Below are 21,576 nucleotides of genomic sequence, written 5' to 3'. Positions count from 1 at the left end.
GTGTAAACCTCCATCTGTACATTATTCGAGGATATGCTACTGCTTTTCGTATAACGTTTCATTGCACCAGACATACCGGGTTCCGTTCCATTCGGTTGCAGAACGTACATCCGGGAAAAAGCCGCTGCCGAGCAGATTGGCGCTGGTATTGCACAGCACTGGAATACCGCTCAAATTCTCGTACGCATGCAGCAAATCATAGATCAGCGGATTATCCTCCCGACTCACCGTCTGCAGGCGTGCCGTTCCATCGAGATGACGGATCGCAGGAATGCGTTCCACCCATTCATCACGCAACATATGATCAAAAAGCATATACGGATCACGGGTTCCCGGTGAAAAAATAGCAGGTGCATGCTCCTCTATACAAATCGGTGAGACCGGACGATAGTCTTCCCGCTGCTTGATGGCATTCAGGCGGTCTTTCATATCCGGTTGAACGGCAGCTGCCAGTATACTCCGGTTGCCCAAAGCACGTGGTCCCAGTTCCGCCCGATCATTCAGCACCACGACTGGATCATCTGTCGTATGCAGCAGTTCCGCGAGCTGTGCTACCGTACAAGCACGTGATTCCCAGCCTTCTGCTGGCTCATTTTGAATGACCATGGGTCCGCTGTACACAGACCAATTCAAATGAGGATGACCTGTCTGATGAATCATTTCACAACAGGCAGCACCAATAGCCGAGCCTGTATCATTGGTAAATGGAGAAACAAACACATCGTCAAATAATCCGCTTTCCCGAATTGCACTGTTCCATTTGATATTCAGAGAACAACCTCCTATAAAGCAAAAGTTACGTGTTTTCCGACCATGCTTGGTCACACTCGCCTCCAACGAGGTTACGAGAAGCTGCTCCAAATACTGATGGAAAGACGCCATGGCGTCTGCATGCGGAATATGATGCTCATCTACATATCGCTTGATTTCCTGGGAAAAGGTCCAGTTAAACTCCAGCGAGGGTGAAAAATGCCGTGCATACGTCAGCTCAAACTGTTCGAGCAGCTCTGGACGTACCTGTCCCTTGGCAATGTAGGCCATGACCTTGCCCGCTACCGAAAGATCATCCACGCGCGGTCCTTGCCCTCCGCGAAGAAATGGCTCAAAATGCAGCGAAAACAGTGAATAAATGTTGCCAATGTACATGAAGAGAGGACCCAGATTTTCTAATTTTCCGTTCGCTGGATCAAAGTAATAAAAACGCGGATACATGCCGCCATCGTACACGAGCGTGTAAGACGGCTCCTTGTTCACCGCATAAGGACTCGCACAATAGGTGCTGGCGATATGTGTGGTTGAATGCATATAGCTGGTATAGTCGTAGGTTCTTCCGCCAATGGCAAGACCACTGCCCGAATAGGCTTGGAGCGCGTCGGCTGAAAGCGATACTTCGCGGTAAGGTGCAACCGTGAGAGACAGCTCCTGTCCATGGGAACGCGTGTCCACCTTGCTTTCCTTCAATCCGGCCCAACCGTCGATGACAAACCGATCCACATCTGCCGAGGTATAGCCATGCAGGTTAAGCACTTCCTCGACAAAATCCAAATCAGGAATTTCGCTGTAGCGTTTGTTGTTATTGAATTTTTCAACCTCGTAGCTGAAAATAAGCTTGTTATCCTCAATCAAGGCCACACTACCATCATGCGTTAATTTCAGTCCGCAGAATAACATGTTCCTTCACTCCTCACCTGTTAGCCCAACACAAAGCCGCTTTATTGTTCAGCCTCAGCAAAATGACGTGGTAATACCGGAATGATATCGGATTCCTCGGAATCGACACGATTGGATTCATCTATCCAGCTTCCCAGCCCGGCCACCGTTGGCTCCTGAAAAAAGACCTGAATCGGTACATCTATGGCCAGCTGGTCTTTAATTTTAGCAATGACACTCATCAGCATCAGCGAATCTCCATTTTCAAAAAAGTCCTGGTGTATGCTAATTTCCTCATGCCCCAGCACCTCGCCCCAAATCTGACCTAGCTGCCGTTCTGTTTTCGAATACGCATCTCCATCACGGCCGATCAAGGTCACTTGAATGTGAGAGTTCATGTGCACTCCGGTGTCCACAGCCTCCGACTTGGGCTGTAACGTACGAAACAGCTCTGCCTCAAAGGAGACAAATTTAGCACCCAGCTTCACATTTCGCTGGATCATATCGTTCAGCGCTTCATTAGAGGTAATGAACTGTTTCAGCTCTTGATAGGACTCCAGCAGATGACTGTAGGCTTCAGACTCTTGATCGTTGTGCCCCTGCGCTTGCTCTGTAATTTCCTTTGTTAAGTCTGGGGAAAAGCGAACCTTGAGCAGCGTCAGCACTTGAGCCAGCTCCTGGCTGCGAATGTTGGCAATGACCGTTTGGGTCAGTTTATATTGCAAAAGCCGTTCAAACAGCTTGCCATAGTCCTCCGACGAAATCGGCTGAGATAACATCCGTTGATCCATCAGCTCGTCCGATGTAGCCCCCATCTCCAGATGCGACCAGTTAATCGCCATCATTTCCATGCCACGACGGCTCTGATAGTGGGCATACTGATCCAGAAATGCATTCGCAGCAGCGTAGCTGCCCAAGCCTACACCTCCCAGCTGCGAAGCCACTGACGAGAAAAGAATCCAGAAGTCCAGCGTTTGATCCTTAGTCACCTCGTTTAACACCCATGTTCCTATTACCTTGGCTTTCATGATTCGCTGGAACCCGGCTGCATCCATCTGCTCCAGACGAATTTCCTCCAAATGCATCGCGGCATTCATGACCCCATGAATCGGGCCATAACGTGCGTGTACATCATCCACAACCTTCTTCATTGCATCTAGATCCGTGATATCTGCCGCATAGTAGCTCACCTCTGAGCCGAGCTTTTCAATCTCCAACAGTCCACGGATTTTCTTCGTAATTTCAGAGGTATCCAGCCCCGCAGCTCGTTCCTGCCAGCTATCCCGGTCCGGAAGCACAGTACGGTTCACCAGCACGAGCTTAACCTTCGCCTGCCGGGCAAGATAGCGGCAGGTTTCCAGTCCAACTGAACCGGCTCCCCCGGCAATCAGATAGACGCCACCCTCACGAATTGTAATCTTCCGATGTGGAAGAGCTGTAAGCTGCATCCGTTCCAGCTGCTGCGTATACCGCTGACCGCTTCGCCATGCTGAAGTCTGATCTGCTTCGTCCCGATCCAATTCCAGCAAGATTTCCTGAGCAATGTCAGAATTGTCGCGTCCGATCGTTTCTACATCCATACAGCTACAACGATGCTGGCTATATTCCTGCGAGATGACCTTCATCAATCCCCACAGAGGCGCTTTTTCCGGGAACACATATGTATCCTCCGCTACGACCAGCTGTGCGTAGTTCGAGACGACTTTGATTTCCAACGGGTGATGAATCGAGCTTGCTTGAACAGCCTTCATCAAATAAAAAAGACTTAAAGCCCCTTGCTCCTGACTTTCATTCAAATCATCGAGCTGCCGCATGCGACTGCGAATTTCGGTGCAGGTCCACAAGTGAACGATACCGGAAAGTTCTGCTCCCCCTCGCGTCTCAACCTCGGTCACGGCTGCAAGCAGCCTGTTATAGTCCTCCGCATAGCCGGGACGAATCTGATAATGACTCGGATCTATGGCAGCATAATCAGATGCAGCCTCTACGATAATAGGTGTGAGTCCTCGATCCTTCATAAACTCGCTAAGTGAAGCAGCTACGCCTTCTTCATCCGCCAGAATAAGCCATGACTTGCTGGTAGCCGACCGTTCTGGGGAGACAGAAGCCGTCAACGGACTGGCTATCCAATTCAGTTCATAGAACCACTGGTCAACCTGCTTCTCCGGTACCGATCTCAAGGCTGGGGAATCTGCTACATGCTCCATCGCATGCTCCGGGATATAATTCACCCAATGTCGCTTGCCTGCAAATGGATATACAGGTAAAGGAACACGATGTCTTTGATCCAAATCATGCAGAGCTGTCCAATTGATCTCGCTACCTTGCATATATTCATCCACAACCCGATCTAGGCTGGTGTCAGGCTGTACCTTGAAGCTTTTCTCCTCACGGGTTGTTAGGCGGGTATAATATATCCCCTCTCCCGCTAAAGCTGGACGTGCAGCTTCATCTGCATTTGCAAATCGCTCCAGCCCTTCCCTTAACTCTTCAAGACTTGTAACTACAATCGCAAGCCGATAAGCATAGTGCCCCCGTCCCTGATTGCTTGTAAAACAAATATCTGGCAGCGCATGAGCCGTGCGATCCAAAAACGTACGATAACGGTCAACCAAAGCATCAAAGGAAGCTTTACTCTTGGCAGACAACGTAAATACATACGGTACGTTTTCTCCACTGGCGGACTGGCTCTGCTCGTCCTGCTCATATTCCTCCAATATGACATGACAGTTAGTTCCTGCTAGACCAAAAGCACTTACTCCTGCCCGCCGTGGCACTCCTGCCTCCGTCTCCCATGGAACCAACTCTGTATTCACATATACAGGCGATTCAATGAAATTAATGTGCGGATTCGGCTCGTTAAAATGGAGGGTTGCCGGAATCTCCTTCTTTTGCAGCAGCAGCACCGTTTTAATCAATCCCGCGATGCCAGCCGCAGTATCCAAATGTCCTATGTTTGTTTTTACCGCACCCAAGGCACAAAAATGCCGCTTGTCCGTGTAGCTGCGGAAGGCGTTGGTAATGCCTTCAATCTCAATCGGATCACCTAGACGAGTTCCTGTACCGTGAGCCTCAATGTAGGTTACCGTTTCCGGAGAGATACCCGCATTACGCCAAGCTTCCTTCATCAGCTCCGTCTGAGCCAAGGCACTTGGTGCGGTAATGCCGTTGGACTTTCCGTCCGAATTCATGGAGCTGCCTTTAATGACAGCGTAGATATGATCCCGATCCTTTTTAGCCTTTTCCAGCGTCTTCAGTACGATGACCCCGAATCCCTCGCCCCATACCGTCCCATTCGCTGCGGCATCGAAGGTGCGCGCAACAGAGTCGGGAGAAGCAATGCCGATATCGACCAGCCCTTCATCTACGGGAAATAAGGTCAGGTTCAGCCCGCCGGCTACAGCCATGTCACAATCGCCAGTAATCAGTCCTTTGACCGCATGATGCACAGCAGCTAAAGATGCCGAGCAGGCGGTATCAATCAGATGGCTGCCGCTAGCGAGATTCAGCAAGTAGGCCACCCGACTGGCTACGACTGAAATGGTATTGCCGGGTAAGGCATACGGCTCCATGTTCTGAATCAGTTGCAAGTAATCGGCGTCCGTATCCCCTACGTATACCCCGGTTCGTGAGCCGTACAATTCCTTTTCGGCATAGCCGGCATCCTCCAGCGCTTCCCAGGTAACTTCAAGGAAAATGCGCTGCAAAGGGTCCATACACCTGGCTTCTGCAGGAGTAATGTTAAAATAATCCGCATCAAAACGATCAATATGGTCCAAATAGGCTCCTCTGCGATACTTAATCTCCGGCGCATATCGTTTACCTTTAAAATAGTCCCGAATAGGCCGGTCCACGTCTGCCTTGCGGCTTTCTGGGAAGTCCCTCACGGCATCCATGCCGTTCACGAGATTATCCCAAAACTCATCTGTTCCATTTGCGCCCGGAAAACGACAGGCCATCCCAACCACGGCAATATCATCAACCTTCACCGTTTTGGACTCATTTTCGAATAGCTCTTTTAGCATCGGCAGAGCTTCTATCTTGGAGAGATGTTTTGCAGCAACCTGAGCTAGCAAATAATTCTGAACCCGTTTCATATGTTATCCCTCCTTCAGATGGTCCAGCGCCCGTATAGACTCGCTTACATCCAGTGAGCCATCTTCAATTTGATCCAGCAGGCTCATAAGATCTTGATCCAGCTGTTCGTCATCCTTGGACTGATTTTCAAAGTGATTCATATACGCCGCAATCGTAGGATAGGAAAACAGCTCGGCTACTGTTGCCTCACTGCCCAGTGCGTGCTTCATCTTTCGATGAAGCCGAACAATCGAGATGGAATTGCCGCCGATTTCAAAAAAGCTGTCATGGATGCCGACGTCCTCCGGGCTTATATTTAAAATTCCGGCCCAGATTTTCGTCAGCATATGCTCTCTTTCATTGCGAGGCGCCACATATGCGGTTGAACGGTGAACTCGGCCCTCCGGCTGTGGCAGATTTTTGCGATCAATCTTCCCGTTCGGAGTTAGCGGCATCTCCAGCAGTTCCATGAAAAATCCCGGAATCATATACTCAGGTAATATTTCACGCAGGTGTGTTGTCAGATCATCCACTTCGAGCCCTTTTTCCAGCGAAGTAAAATAACATAAGAGATTGGTTACACCAAACTCATCCGTTTGGGCAATCACGGCTGTTTCCTTGATCCCTGGAAAAACGGATACGGCCCGTTCCACTTCTTTGAGTTCTACGCGATATCCCCGCACCTGTACCTGATCATCCTTGCGGCCGCTATACTCTAGAATGCCATCCGGCCGTAACAGGCCCAAATCACCTGTACGATATAGCTGTTCGCCTGTTTTGGGATGCTGGGTAAAAGCCTTGGCAGTTGCTTCTGCCTTATTCCAGTACCCCTCCGTCAGACCAATCCCGCCGATGCATATTTCGCCTTTGACCTCAAAGGGGCACAATTGCCCCTCCTTGTCCAAAATATAAACATGCGTGTTCGCAAGGGGCCTTCCCAACGGAATGCTCAATTCGCCCTCTGCCGGAGATGCGTCAATCAGGTAACAGGTTGCATAAATAGCCGACTCGGTCATACCATAAATGTTGGCAATCTTGGCTTGCTGGAATATGCTGTACCAGTCCCGCACCCCATTGACGAGCAAGGCTTCGCCTCCATTGAATACCCATTTAAGTTCCGGTAGCGGATGATCCGTCTCTTCGGTCGGAACCGCATCCAGAAAGAGACTCATCTGGGCCGGAACGAACTGGGTAATAGTAATCTTGTCATCCCGGAGCTGTTCATATAGCCGTTGAGGATCTTTGACCGTATCCGAGCTGAATATGGACAGCTTGGCTCCGTATATCAGAGGCCAGAAGAATTCCCATACCGAATCAGTAAAACTGGCAGAAGTCTTCTGCGCAATCACATCTTCTGCGGTCAAACAAAAGGTATCCTGCAACCAAAAGAGCGTATTCAGCACAGCTTTATGCGTCATCATGACTCCTTTGGGATCTCCCGTAGAGCCTGAGGTGTATATCAAATACGCAAGATCATTTTCACCGGCAGGACACGCCCATGAGCCCTGCTCCTGGCGCTCCCAATCCGACCGCTGATACACCTTCAGACGATCTGCTCGCATCTTCGTTTCGTCAAGACAAACAACCGTCGTCATGCTTTCCGGCAAATCTCCCAGCATCGCTTGCAGCTTGGCAGACTCGGTGATCAGCACACCGCAAGCACTGTCGCGCAGCATATATTGAACCCGCTTTTTCGGGTAGTCCGGGTCAATAGGCACGTAGGCTGCACCTGCTTTTAATACGCCGAAAATAGCCACTAAAAGCTCAATTCCTCGTTCCGCTACCACCGCTACCCGCTGGTTAGGCCGCACACCTGCTGCATGCAGCAGGCGGGCCATTCGGTTCGCTTGTTCCTCCAATTCGGCATACGTAATGGAGGAGCCGTATTCATAAATAGCGGTTTGCTGTGGTGTGATTGCGACCTGACGGGCAAACAAATCAGGAATCGTAACATGATCCTCATAAGGCTTTGCAGTCTGATTCATCTCCGCAATGACGCGTTCCTCTTCTGCCGATAGAATTTCAAATGCATCAAAATCCAGATCCATAGGGTCTACTCCCGAACCGGAATTGCAGCAGATACAGCCGATTGACCTACCAAGCTGTTTGTGAAAAAGTCCACTAAGCGATCTATGCCTTCGTTGTATCGCGTTGTAGAGTAGGACAGGCGCAGCATTTTCGGCAATCCAAAATCAGAACCTGGTACAGTCGCCACTTGTTTGGCTCTCATAATTTGTTCCGCCAGCTCCAAACTCGTTTCGATGCCGTGCTCGTCCATGTACTTTTCACAATCAAGTGTGAAGTAAAAGCTACCTTGTGCAGGGATAGCACGTACGAGCGGAACCTCATTGAATTGCTCCACCGTATAATCCCGTCTTGCTTTATACAAGCTGACCAGCTGCTCAATCTCTTCGGGATGTGCCAATGCTTCCAGTGCACCAAATTGCACGACAGGGTCGGCTGTCAGCAATGTGTGGTGCTGTATGACCGTGAGCGGTGTGACTAGCTCGTCAGGAACGATACAGTAGCCCACGCGCCGACTGTACATCCGGTATCCTTTGGAGAAAGCATTCGTTGTAATAAAGGCTGATTTGGTAGCCGTCAGCTCCAGTACCGAAGTGCTTCGTTCATCAAAGCAAACATTGGCATAAATCTCATCATTAATGACCACTGCCTGACCGTTGATAATTTCATCAATGGCATACAGCTCGTCTTTTGTTAAGATGTTGCCTAGCGGATTACCAGGCGAATTAATGACTACAATTCTAGTTTTATCCGTGAAATTTTCCTTAAAGGAATCCAGATCCAGTGCCAGCGTCTCCAAATTGATATCATAGTAGCGAACATTCGCCCCTACCAATTGGGCGCAAAAATGATACAGAGAATAGTACGGACGCGGTAAAAGAACCTCATCCCCCTCTTTTGCCAGCAAATAAAACAGATTTCGGAACAAGGCGCTGGTGCCTACATTAATCAGGATATTGTTAGGGTTAATGTCCAGATCATATGTTTTCTTGTATTCCTCCGCGAGTGCTTCCTTTAATTCCGGCAAGCCCGGCGGAAATACAAGCGAGCTTTTTTCAAAGGTGTCCAACGCATCCTTCATCGACTGAATGATATCCTCATGCAAAGGTAGCTCGGATTTTCCCAAGGTCATTCGAATGACCTCTTTGGAGCCGCTTTTCTCAAATTCATAAGCCATTTGATCCAGAACGAACATTAAAAACCGATTGTCATAAAATTCAATAGATGATCTTAATTCCATTTGTAATTGCCTCCTTTGAATGAACCGCACGTTAATGGGATACCTTGGACAGGTTGGACACACTACTAGCAATGGTCTTGATTATTTTGTGATACCTTTCCAGCATAGAGTGGACATAGGAAGATTCCAGCAAAGCGGTATTCCACCTCAGGGAACAGATCAGTCCGGTTGTTGATTTCACGACTGACAGTTGCAGTGCTGCTGGCTCTGAGGGGTATACACGCAATCCCACTACCCCTACCTCGGGTAAAGATCTCGTCCCATCCTCTGTGCAAAAGACGACGTTATAACGGGATGAACCCTCCCTCCCGCTCTTCAACTCGTTAGGGTCCAGCAGCAAATGAAACGGATATAAAACAGCTTGAAGCGCAGCTTGATGTTTGTCCTTTACTTTTTCTAGCAAAGGATTAAACGACGAAAGTCCCTCCATAGAAACTCTGACTGGCACAGGATGCTGGATACGTAAAGGTACTCCACTCCCCTGAACCGGATGTCCTTCGGGATGCATGACATAGATCAAAAGCTCCTCCGCATGCGTTAATTGCCGCAGCAGCAGGAAATAACAGGCGAATAGAACGTCCGTAACAGAACCTTCATGACTGGAGGCAAAAGCTTTTAGCGCTTCAGTCTCCTCTGTGGCGAGAGGCACTTCAATAGAAGTCCACTCGGATGTTACAAAAGCTTCTTCCCCGCGTTTGAACGGCAATCCGATCGGAGGGAGCGGCTTTTGCAGTGTCTCAGTCCAATACGCCTTTTGAGGCTCCAAATATCCTTCCTGCAGCAACCGTTGTTGCCAATAAGTAAAATCAATCTGCGAGATGGACTGAAACATGTGGTCTGTATCCACTACCGAATCCGTAACAGCAGCAGAATAGCGAATAAACAGTTGTTCCAGCCAATCTTTCAGGTTCAGGCACTCCGTTAGTAATGGATGAACGGCGACGATCAATTGGCATCGTTCGTTGCTGTCACAACCCAAGCGTATCCGATACAGCGGACCTTGTCGTAACTCGAACGGGTTTCGATACTCCACAGCCGCTTGATATTCCGCCCAAGAAGCTGCATTCCCCTCTATTACATCCGTGAATTTGCAATCCAACGGAAGATACGCCTGCACCTGCTGAGTCGGCCAGGCTGTCTCTTCCCTAAAGGTTGTTCTGAGCGTGCTGTGTTCGGCTTGCAGTTCTTCCAGCACCCTGACAAATAACCTCTGATCCACCTTGCCTTTCCACGCTGCATGAACGATCACATGAGGAGTTGATCCTCGATGTCGCCATATCTGCTTTTGGTAAAAAGACAAAGGGTGCTGCTCAGCCTCCGGTGCCGGGCAGATCGCAGGAAGCACAAAAATGGAGTCTTTTTCCTGCCACTTCCGTTTCAAGTTCTCCGCTTCCTCAGGTGAAAAAATCCGGTAATCCGCTAAAGGTTGCTCAGGCTGATCCACAATCTGGTCGATCAGGCTGAGCAAATGTCCTGCCAGCGCAGTGATCGTCTGTTCGTGAAACAAACGGGAATAATACTCGAAGGTACAATTCAGTTCCCCTTGCATTCCCTGAAAAATGTCGAGCTTCAAATCCATGGTTGAACTGTGCTTGGCCCAGTCCACCATGTTCAGCGTTAAATCTCCCATCGTAAATTGGGTTTTCTGCATCCCCTGATTATGTAAAATAAGCATGGTGTCAAAAATAGGGTTGCGTGAAAGATCACGTTTCTGATCCAGATGCTCCACCATCTTTTCAAATGGATAATCCTGATGATCATACGCGGCTATGGTGCGATGAGCCACCTCCTTTAAGAAGTCCGCAAAGCGACGCTCACCCGCTGGAGTGTTACGAATAGGCAAGTAGTTGGTAAAAAGCCCTATCGTATGCTCTACACCCGCATAACGTCTGCCGGCAATGAGGGAGCCTACAATGACATCCTCCTGCCCTGTGTATTGATAAAGCAGCACATTGTATACAGCAAGAAGCGTCATATACAGCGTAGCGCCATGCTCCTGCCCCATCGCTCGCAAGCGTTCAGCGACCACTTTGTCAATCGTGAACGAGTACACCCCCCCTTCAAAAGTCATCACAGGCGGCCGTGGATGGTCACTGGGCATTTTCAGAATAGGCAATCCTGACTCCAGTCCTTCCGTTAACGTCCTCAGCCAAAATTGCTCCTGTTGCAGCATCTGCTCACTTTGCAGAAAAGCATTTTGCCATACAGCGTAGTCCTTATATTGGATACGCAGCGGCGGCAGGTTCTGCCCGGCATAAAGACTGGTAAATTCCCGAATGAGGATCTCCATGGAAACGCCATCCGAAACAATATGATGCATATCAAACATCAGCAAATGCTTGTCCTCTTCATCACATTCTTCCGTTAATCGCAGCAAGCGTACCCGAAGTAAAGGAGCCTCTCCTAGGGAAAACGGCTGGACAAATTCCTCCATTAGCTTTTGCACATCTGCTCCCTTTGGAGCCACTCCCAGCGATATAGCAAGCTCAGCCTGCGGAAGAACACTTTGCACAATTTCATCCTCCGCAACATCAAACACCGTCCGAAAGGATTCATGGCGACGAATGATTGCAGCAAAAGCAGCTTTAAAGCGTTCCACATCCAAGCGTCCCGTGATCGTAGCCGCTCCGGGCATGTTGTAACTCAAATTGCCTTCTGCCAGCTGCTTCAAAATAAACTGACGGCGCTGCGCATTGGATACGGGATAAAATGCTTGTGGAGGCACAGGTTCAATGGACTGGTAATCCGATTTTTTTTCGCCGCCTGAAATAAGCTGGGCAAGCTCACGAATGCAGGGATGTCCAAACAAATCAACCAATGTAATTCGTGTATGGAATACATGGCTTATGGCAGTAATCAGATCTGTTGCCAGCAGAGAATCCCCGCCTAGTTCGAAGAAATCCGCATCCACAGACAGTTCGTCAATGCCTAAAATTCGGCCCCAGATACGTGCCAGCCTGTCTTCTGTTTCCGTCGGAACATATCCGTCACCAAAGGAAACGCGTGCTTCGCTATAAGCTGATACCTGTTCATCGCGATTGCTGCTTCGACGTTGGATCGGCGGCTCCACCCAATATCGTTGCTTCTCCCAAGCGTATGCAGGCAAGGGTACTTTGACACACCCACCTGCCGGGTAATCCTCCGCCCAGCGCCTGTTCTCCCCAGCAACATATCGCCGGGCAATCATCCGGGCATCATCTGTATCCAGCGCCATTTCTGCCAGGGACTCGCTGCAAATGGTGCAGAAAATCCCCTGCTGCTCCAGCCCGGTTCCATCCTGACGAACCAAAGCATCGTAAGCCTGTTTGAGCTTTGTCCAAAGACTGCGTCGATCCGTGACCGGAATCGCCAGCCGATAAGCATGATGCTCTCTGCCCGTATTCAGGACGTAACAGATATTTTCCAAAGAGGGAATATCGTCACTCTCCAAAAAATCAATATATCGGGCAGTCAATCTTCGCAGTGAATCCTCACTGTATGCCGAAAGGGTAAATACACGTTCCCCACCGCAGGGTAGATCGGAGGACGAAGAAAGGGAGGGCCTGCTCCCCTGATAATCCTCCAGCACCACATGACAATTTGTTCCGCTTAACCCCCATGAACTGATACCCGCCCTCAGTGGTATTCCGTCCTTACTTCGCCATTCGGTTAGCTTCGTATGGATATAGACCGGAGAGCTATGCAGGTTCATCAACGGATTCGGATAAGCAAAATGCAGGGTGGGCGGAAGCTGCTTATGCTGTAAAGCCATGATCATTTTGATTAATCCTGCCATGCCTGAAGCGGAATCAAGATGACCGATATTGCTTTTGACCGAGCCGATACCGCAAAATTGTCTGTTTTGCGTATACCTGCGAAAGGCATTTGTAATCCCCTTAATTTCAATCGGATCTCCAATTTTGGTCCCCGTTCCATGAGCCTCGATGTAAGAGATCGTGGAAGGGTCAATGCCCGCACGCTTCCACGCCTCTACAATCACTTCTTCCTGAGCTCGGGCATTCGGGGAGGCCAATCCGTTGGAGGCACCATCCTGATTGATGGCACTTGCTTTAATCACGGAGTAAATATAATCGTGATCCCTCTCGGCTTGCTCCAGGGGCTTGATCAGAACAACGCCACAACCTTCGCCCCATCCCGTACCGTCGGCATCCGCGTCGAAGCTGCGTGATTGTCCTTGCGGAGAAGTAATCCCAAGCCCGCCCGGCTCCATCCTGGTGGGTAACGCACCAATGGCTACCCCACCCACCAAAGCCATGCTGCAATCTCCAGCGCGTAATCCCTCACATGCAAGATGCAAGGCAACCAGGGAAGACGAGCAGGCGGTGGCTACACTCAATGCAGGACCGGACAGATTCAGCGCATAAGCGAGACGGCTTGCGATAACTGGCGGGAAATTCCCGACAAAGGCGGTGGACGACTCGCTTTCGATCAGCTCCTTGTATCGCGCTTCACTATAGCCGACATATACACCCACCCGTGAGCCACGAATGCGTTCCCCGCCATATCCTGCGTCCTCAATGGCCTCATAACCGGTTTCCATGAACATACGCTGCTGCGGGTCCATGTATTTGGCTTCACCCGGAAGAATATTAAAAAATGCCGTGTCAAACGTATCAACTTCCTCCAAATAGCCTGCCGGCATATATGGCCCTTGATTCTCTTCATCCAAAAAGGGACGAATCTGCTCCAAACGTGAGCTAGGAAACGTTCGTATCCCATTCAAACCGTTGACCAGATTACTCCAATATTGTTCCTTAGTATCTGCTTGCGGGAACCGCCCGGCTACGCCGATGATGGCTATATCCCTGTTGCGGTTTATTCCATCATGGGCTGCGGACGATGAAGCAGTTTTGAGCCGAACCTGATATTGCTTGATCAGAGAATACGCATGCTCTTCGGATAATTCCTGTTTGGCTACAAGCTGCAAAATGGCTTCAACAAACGTATCCCTCATATGCTTTCATATCCTTTCATAGCTTCATCCACTGAAATAGCGTCCTCCTTTACACGCTTGATCAGGCTTCGTAAATCCTCGTCCGCTTCGTCCGCGCCGGAAACTTCAACCTGTAAGTGCGGTTCTACGTCCGTCACTTCTCTCGTGCTGGCGGCATGCCTGTTTTCCATAAACTGCGCCAGCTGCGCAACTGTACCGTACGAGAACAAATCCCCGGCCTCCACTTCGGGATCAACCCGTTCATTCAGAAGACTCAGCACTTTCAAAATAAGCAAGGAATCCCCACCGATTTCAAAAAAATGTTGACCTACATCAATTTCCTCGTATCCCAGCACCTCTGCCCATATTTGAGCGATCTGCTGTTCCAGTTCTGTGTAAGGCTCTGTTGTTTTCCCTTTCAGACTGACCTTCACATCTGTCACCAAACGGTTAGGATCGACAGATGGCAGAGCTCCTGCTTCCTTGGTGGATTTAGCTACAGCTCGGCGTCGACTCGTCAACATATCCGGCGCAAGCTGAATTTTCATCATCGGCGCCCATTCACGCAGCTTCTGTGTATCAAACTTGCCGATGGCCACCTGATCCAGCGGATAAGACAAGCTCATGCAGAAAGCAGCCAGCGCATCTGATACAGGCATATAGTCCATGCACCCTGGTCCAGTGAGTCCCTCCCACGCATACCAGTTGATCGCAAGCGTCGTTTGCCCCCGCATGTTACGCTGTGCGCTGAAGGCATCCATAAACGCATTGGCAGCCGCATAATCTCCACCGCCAGCTCCGCCCCATAGCGAGGCTACCGAGGAGTACAAAACAAAGAAATCTGTCTCTTGTTCCGCCAGAAGCTTATCCAACACCAGCGTTCCGTGAATTTTGGGGCGAAGCACCTTTCCAAAATCGCCCAAATTCTGAATCTCCAGCGGATGACTGGTGTCGCCGCTAGCTGCCGCACAATGAACGACTCCCTTAACGGGGCCATAACGAGCGTGTACATCGCCAAAAATGTGTTGCATCTGCCTATAATCAGCCACATCTCCCGCGTAATAATGCACCTGTGAGCCGTGTTTTTCCATATCTGCAAAGGCAGAAAGCTTACGGTAAGTTGGGGTATCAGCTTTCCTTTGCACCGGATCATTTATGATGTGTGACCATTGCGATTTTTCCGGCAGCTCCGTTCGGTTCACGATGACTAGATGAATCGGAGCTTGCTCGGATAAATACCGGCTAACCTCCAGTCCTAATCCCCCTGCGCCTCCAGTCACGACATACACTGCACCCGGACGAACGGTGATGGAACGCCGGGGTGGAACACTCGGATGATTCCGATTATCTGGAGTGCTTACCGTATCCGATTCGAGACGGGCCATACCTTGGATGTAGCGCTCCTGACGGATAACAACGAATGAATCTGTTTTGTTTTCTTGCAGCTCGGTCATGATCAGATCCGCCATTTGCTCGTTGGTGTGGTGGAGCGTTTCGACATCCAGTCCGAAGCATTGCAATTGTGGATGCTCCTGAGAAATAACTTTGACCAAACCGTGAATCGCCGCTTTTTCAGGTGCTACATGCTGTTCGTCCGATATCCGCTGGGTAAAGTTCGAAACCACCCGCAAGTCCAGCGTTTCATGCAAACCCTGATGCAGTAATGCTTTAGTAAGAAAATAAAGACTATAGACACCTGACTCCAAACCTGCATCCACTGTTTCAATGTTGACTGGGGTTGCCGGGGTGACTGTACAGGTCCAGAGATGAACGATACCGTTCAAGCGCTGGTTACGTTGTCCCAGTTCATTCATGAGTTGAATATAATCTGCTTCTACACCCGGCTGGATGGTGTACTGATGATCGTTCCGTTTTTCAAACCTTTGCCCAGCCTCTACAGTCACCACATGATGACCGGAGCGCGTCAAGCGTTGCACCAGTTCCTCACCAATCCCCAGCTTGTCTTGGAAGATTAACCAGTTTCCTTGAGCCAGCGCTCCTTCTCTTGTCTTCTTCAGTTCTTTTTTAATCCACCGAACACGGTACATTAAATCTTCAACCCTGCTCACTTGTTCTTGCTCGCTCATTCGACCGATAATCAGCGCGGTTTCGGCCTCGGCACGGTTTGGCAAATGCATAGGAAAGGTCCGTACCTCCGTGAATCGCGCTTCCTTCAACAACTGCCCCCATGTTTCCGTCTGAACCAGCGGAGAATCCTTTCGTATGTCCTGATCCTCGAACAGCCACCATCCCTCCGTCATGCCCCAGACGAGATTTTCCGCAGGCTCGTTCTGCACTTTTTCGATCATAAACAGGGCTCCACCAGGAGCAAGCACCTTTTTCAACTGGGACAAGGACGTCCGCAAACGGCTCGTGGCATGAACTACATTCAGGCCAATAATGATATCAAACTGTTCTGGCGCAAAGCCTTGTGCCAAAGGATCTTCTTCAATATTAAAAGTCTGATATCGAACAAACGGGTAAGCTGCAAACTGCTTTTGCGCTTCCAAAATGATGCCCCGGCCCAAATCGGTGTAGCAATACTCGACTTGACGATCTGCTATGGCTGGGAAAAGGACCTTGCCCACCGTTCCCGAGCCAGCCCCGACTTCCAGAATGCGGAGCCGTTTTCCCGCTTGTGCTAAAATATGCTGCTTTAATGCGTCCAGCGCCATCGTCTCACACAGATCGCCCAGTGTACGTCCCTGATTGGCAAAGCCCGCCAGGAATTGCGGTGTGCCATCGGGAAACAGCACACTCAGGGGTGACCTTTTCCCAGTCAGCACAGCCGGATAGGCGTCCAGACAATACTTCAACACCTTGAAGGTTCCCGCAAATGCCGGATATTGTTCCACGTATTGGGTGCATAAGGCCGATAGATCGGGAGCTGACCCTTCAAGGGTTAGCGTGATATTATCACCGTCAATGCAGATGTAACCCTGTTCTTCCACGAAACGCAGCATGAACCGAAATAGACGCTGATATGTGGAAGTAATCCCTATCGTATGCAACATTTCTGGCTCTTTATATACTTTTCCGGGTTCCGTGAGCGTCCCCCATTGTCTGAATAATCCGATAATAAGCTGGGCCGCAAATTCATCAACCGCCTTTTTATAGCCCTGTACTACCGTAAAGCCGCTCTCTTCCAATAACCGTTCACCAAATTGGAAAACCGCCTCGGTAGCCTGCCAGAAATCAGGAGCTTCCTCCTGCGTGTCAGGGGTCAATTCCGCACTAGTTGGTACATGCGGTGGTTGCTGAACTTTGGGTCCAACCCAGTAGCGCTTCTCTTCAAACGGGTAGCCTGGAAGAGGGACTCGCACCCGGTTTTGTCCGTGATAATAGTCCTCCCACTCCAGCTCCCTTCCTTGCATATACGCCTTTGCCATATGCTCCAGCGATTCCGCAGGGTGTACCCTATACGGCTCAGGGCTGTTCCCTGTTTTTGCTGTCGTATTTACGTATATTCGTTCGCGATCCGGTAATGCCGAAGCTGCATCATGATCGCTCTGCTCCACGAACAGCATGAGCTTACGCCGTAATTCTTCCTGCGAGCCGACAACGGTAGCCAAACGGCAGGCGTCGTTTCCACGGCTGATATTGGTACAGTAACAAATGTCTGCCAAAACTTCGTTGGTATTTCCCAGATAAGCTGCAAACCTGTCGGCATAAGCGTAGAGCGCTTGTTCAGTCCGGGCTGACAAGGTGAATACATATTCCTCGCCCAGAGAAGGGACTTCTCTTTGGATCGCATATTCCTCCAGCACAACATGGCAGTTCGTTCCGCTCAAGCCAAAGGAGCTTACCCCTGCACGACGAATTCCGCAGTCTGGCGTCCATTCCTGAAGTGACGGAGCAACATAAACCGGAGAATTTGCAAAATCAATATGTGGGTTAGGCACTTTAAAATGAAGGGATGCTGGAATCTGACGCTTGGTGATGGCCAGCACTGCTTTTATAAACCCAGCAATCCCTGCCGCTGAATCCAGATGCCCGATATTGCTTTTGACGGAGCCTACCGCACAGAACTGCTTACGATCTGTGTACCGTCCAAAAGCCCGTGTAATGCCCTCCATTTCAATAGGATCACCTAGCTTGGTGCCTGTTCCGTGCGTTTCGATATAAGAAACCGTCTGCGGATCAATCTCCGCACGCTTCCAGGCCTCTTCAATCACTTCAGCCTGCGCTGCCGCATTGGGAGCTGTGATCCCGTTGGAGCGACCATCCGAGTTAGCTGCGCTTCCTTTGATTACTGCGTAAATATAATCACCATCAGCCACCGCCTGCTCCAGTGACTTCAGTACAACAGCGCCAACCCCTTCGCCACCGCCTGTACCATCTGCCGATGCGTCGTACGCCTTCGTCTTTCCATCAGGTGAGGCGATTCCCATATTGAAGAGATTTTCATCCACCATCGACAGATACAGATTGACACCACCAGCCACAGCCATTTCACAACCGCCGGACGTTATCTCCTGTACCGCATGATGCACGGCGATGAGTGAAGAGGAACAAGCTGTATCAACAACCTCCGCCGGGCCTGTCCAATTGAAGACATAAGCAATCCGTCCAGCAATCACAGCCTGCAAATTCCCCGGAATTGCGGAAGGCTCTACCTGTGGCATAAGGTCCACATATTGCGGTGTGCCTGTCCCTATGAACACTCCTGTCTTCGAGCCATACACCTCTTTTTCCGAGTATCCCGCATTCACCATCGCTTCCCATACAACCTGCAACAGTAGACGCTGCTGCGGGTCCATCATCCGTGCTTCATTAGGGGATATTTGAAAAAACGATGCATCAAAGCCATCAATTCGATCCAGATATGCCCCTTGCGGCAACGATCTTGACTGCCCGACTACATCATCTGAACTCTGAGCAATATCCTGTAACCGATGGGCCGGAATGTCGCGGACGGCATCCACCTCGCGACACAGATTGTCCCAGAAGTCATCGCAATTGTCCGCCATAGGGAAACGGCAAGCCATGCCAATCACAGCAACATCACCGTTTCGCCCCTTGCTTCCAAGCTCAGGTCTGTGGGTATGTAGTCGTTTTGTTTCCGTTTTGCGAAGGACTTCAGTAGGTTGCTCTACACCGCCGAACTGAATGATTTTAGCCTGCATGGCGATCGTATGATGTGTAAAGAGCTGCGGAATCGTCAGCTGAACTTTCAGCAGATGGTGGATTCTGCTTTGCAGTCGCACGATAGACAACGAATTTCCACCTGCTTCAAAAAAACTTTCCTCCACACTAACGACAGGTACGACCAGCAGCTTCTTCCAGATCTCCGCCAGCTGTTCTTCCAGCTCATTACGTGGTGCCACATATGCACGGGTTTCGGTAATTACAATCTGGTGCAGAGGCAACGCTTTTTTATCCACCTTGCCGTTCACTGTGACGGGCATGGACTCCAAGCAGACGATATGAGCCGGGACCATATAGCCCGGTACATGCTGCTTCAAGTACGACTGGACATCGCTCGTTCCGACCGGAGATTCTTGCCTGGCTCCCGATTTTTTCAAGGTATAAAAGGCAGCAAGATCCTCGGTTCGTTCCTCTGATCCATGCGGAATGACCACGGCTTCTTTGATGAACGGATGACTTCTGAGAACAGATTCAATCTCCCCCAGCTCCACACGCATCCCTCGGATCTTAACCTGATCATCGGACCTGCCGACAAACTCCAGATTTCCGTCAGCCAGCCATCTCACCAGATCGCCTGTTTTATACATCCGTTCTGTTTCGGTCCCAAACGGATTCGGCACAAAGCGTTCTGCCGTCAAGCGTGGATTGTATAAGTAGCCGCGCGCCAGTCCAGCGCCAGCGATGAACAGCTCTCCAGTAGCTCCGAAGGGCAGCAAGCGTTGCTGTGGATCCAGAACGTATACCTGATAATTCAACAGAGGCTTACCTATGGGTAATGTTGCTCGCTGCTCTGCAGGCAGGCATTCATACAGAGTCGTATTAATAGCCGCTTCCGTCGGGCCGTAAATATTGAGCAGCTTGTCTATGTTCAGCTTATCGCGTAATTGCTGTACCAGCTCGCCGCTGCAAACCTCACCTGCCACCATGATAAAGGCAAAGTGATGTTCGATATCTGTCACCTGTTCCAACAGCACTTCCATCAGTGAAGGTACGGTATTCAACACGTTAATCCGTTCCTTCCGTACCAGTCCCCAAAAGGCGCTTGGATCAGTTTTGGCTTCTTTCGGAATCAGATACAGTGTCCCGCCTGTAGCTAACGGTAAAAAAATCTGCTGCACAGAGGGATCGAATGTGAACGGAGCCATCAAAACATGTCTCAACTGTTCATGGAAGTCATAGCTGCGTTTCAGTCCAGCCAATTGATTGACAATATGACGATGCTCTATCACCACCCCTTTGGGCGCTCCCGTCGAGCCTGATGTGTATATGACATACGCTGTATGATCAGGTCTACCCTCAAACGGTAGATTGGACGGCTCCCCCGCATATAACGCAGGATTGGATAGATCAAGCACTGTTCCTTGAAAAGTATGGGTATCCACATGCTGTGGAGGTGAGATCAACAACTCCATCCGACTATCCGTTAAAAGCTGCTGTACCCGCTCTACTGGAAACGTCGGATCTATCGGACAATACGCCGCTCCAGCCTTTAATACCGCTAAGATGGCAATGATGACCTCCGTCGTCGGCTCAGCCATGATGCCCACGATATCATCCGATCCCACTCCGTGATGTTGTAAAGTACGCGCCAGCTGATTTGCTTTCGCATTTAGCTCTCTATAGCTAATGCGATACCCTGCCTCGACTACAGCAGCTTGTTCAGGCGTTTTCCTCACCTGTTCTTCGAACAATTGATGCAGCAAGGTCATACCCGGCAGCTCTACAGCCGTCTGATTTAATCCATGTACCAGAAGCTCTCGTTGCTGTGGAGCCAGCATATTTGCCGCATCATCCTCCAGAGAGACCGCCGATTTCTCAGGCCATTGAGCCAGAACATACAGCAAATTTGCAGCAAAGGATTGGACTAGGGACAACGAATACACCTCAGGCCGATAAACCAGTTGCAGCATTCGACCTTCTTCGTTTGGTACAAGCTTGATCATCAGATCAAACCGATCCAGGTCCTCAGTCACCGTTTGTAATCCCTCATCCACACATGCCAGTTGCCACAGTTCTTGCAGTTCTCTCCCCTGAACGGATGTCCATTTGTTATAGAGAAGGGGCACAGAAACATCCTGATGATTCAGCGTTCGAGAAAACTCGGCCTTCATGTCTTCGTTAAGCTCACGCCAGGTTCGGCTTCCCTGAACCCGCGGCTTGAGAAAAAGTACATTTCCCGGCTTTGGTTCGGACTGTATAAGCGTCGTCGTGCCGATACAAATATCCTCTGACTGCGAATAGCGATAGACCAGCCCTGACAGCGCCGTCAGGAACAAAATAAAACGTCCCAACTCCGAGCCCTTCGACATTTGATCCAATTGATGAATCGTTTCCCTGGGAATAACCATTTCGAGCGTTTCCTTGCGAGCCTCCGGCTGATGGTTATACTTGCTTCTGCTTGTAGGCAATAATTCCCTCGGCAGGTCTTGAGACCATTTTTTCATCCAATATTCTTCAATGATCCGGCCTTTCAAATGTGTACTTTTGTCCATACACACTCCCC

Annotated in this window: 6 protein-coding genes; all 6 read right to left on the bottom strand. The window is 50.0% G+C overall.

Annotated elements, in window-relative coordinates:
* Positions 1 to 36: 36 nt before the first annotated feature.
* From KAI36_RS05845 to KAI36_RS05820, 6 genes are read right to left on the bottom strand one after another with little or no spacing between them, the layout of a single operon-like run.
* Entirely contained in the window at positions 37 to 1,671 is a 1,635-nt protein-coding gene (locus KAI36_RS05845) for a carbamoyltransferase N-terminal domain-containing protein (RefSeq protein WP_220027231.1), read from the bottom strand.
* Positions 1,672 to 1,712: 41 nt separating this feature from the next.
* A complete protein-coding gene (locus tag KAI36_RS05840; RefSeq protein ID WP_220027230.1) occupies positions 1,713 to 5,747 on the bottom strand; it encodes a type I polyketide synthase in 4,035 nt (1,344 codons plus the stop codon).
* A 3-nt stretch (positions 5,748 to 5,750) separates the two neighbouring features.
* The gene (locus tag KAI36_RS05835) at positions 5,751 to 7,775 is read right to left on the bottom strand and encodes a non-ribosomal peptide synthetase (protein WP_220027229.1); all 2,025 of its coding nucleotides are present in this window, start codon (positions 7,773 to 7,775) and stop codon (positions 5,751 to 5,753) included.
* 5 nt (positions 7,776 to 7,780) lie between these two features.
* The gene (locus tag KAI36_RS05830) at positions 7,781 to 8,992 is read right to left on the bottom strand and encodes a pyridoxal phosphate-dependent aminotransferase (RefSeq protein ID WP_220027228.1); all 1,212 of its coding nucleotides are present in this window, start codon (positions 8,990 to 8,992) and stop codon (positions 7,781 to 7,783) included.
* Between the two features lie 31 nt (positions 8,993 to 9,023).
* The gene (locus KAI36_RS05825; protein ID WP_220027227.1) at positions 9,024 to 13,946 is read right to left on the bottom strand and encodes a condensation domain-containing protein; all 4,923 of its coding nucleotides are present in this window, start codon (positions 13,944 to 13,946) and stop codon (positions 9,024 to 9,026) included.
* Entirely contained in the window at positions 13,943 to 21,565 is a 7,623-nt protein-coding gene (locus KAI36_RS05820) for an amino acid adenylation domain-containing protein (protein WP_220027226.1), read from the bottom strand. The genes KAI36_RS05825 and KAI36_RS05820 overlap by 4 nt, the downstream gene beginning before the upstream one ends.
* Between the last annotated feature and the right edge of the window lie 11 nt (positions 21,566 to 21,576).

This window comes from Paenibacillus sp. S02 (assembly GCF_019454065.1).
Classification (GTDB): Bacteria; Bacillota; Bacilli; order Paenibacillales; family Paenibacillaceae; genus Paenibacillus; species Paenibacillus polymyxa_B.
Note: the sequence above shows the minus strand (reverse complement) of the source record. Positions and strands in the feature narration are given on the sequence as shown.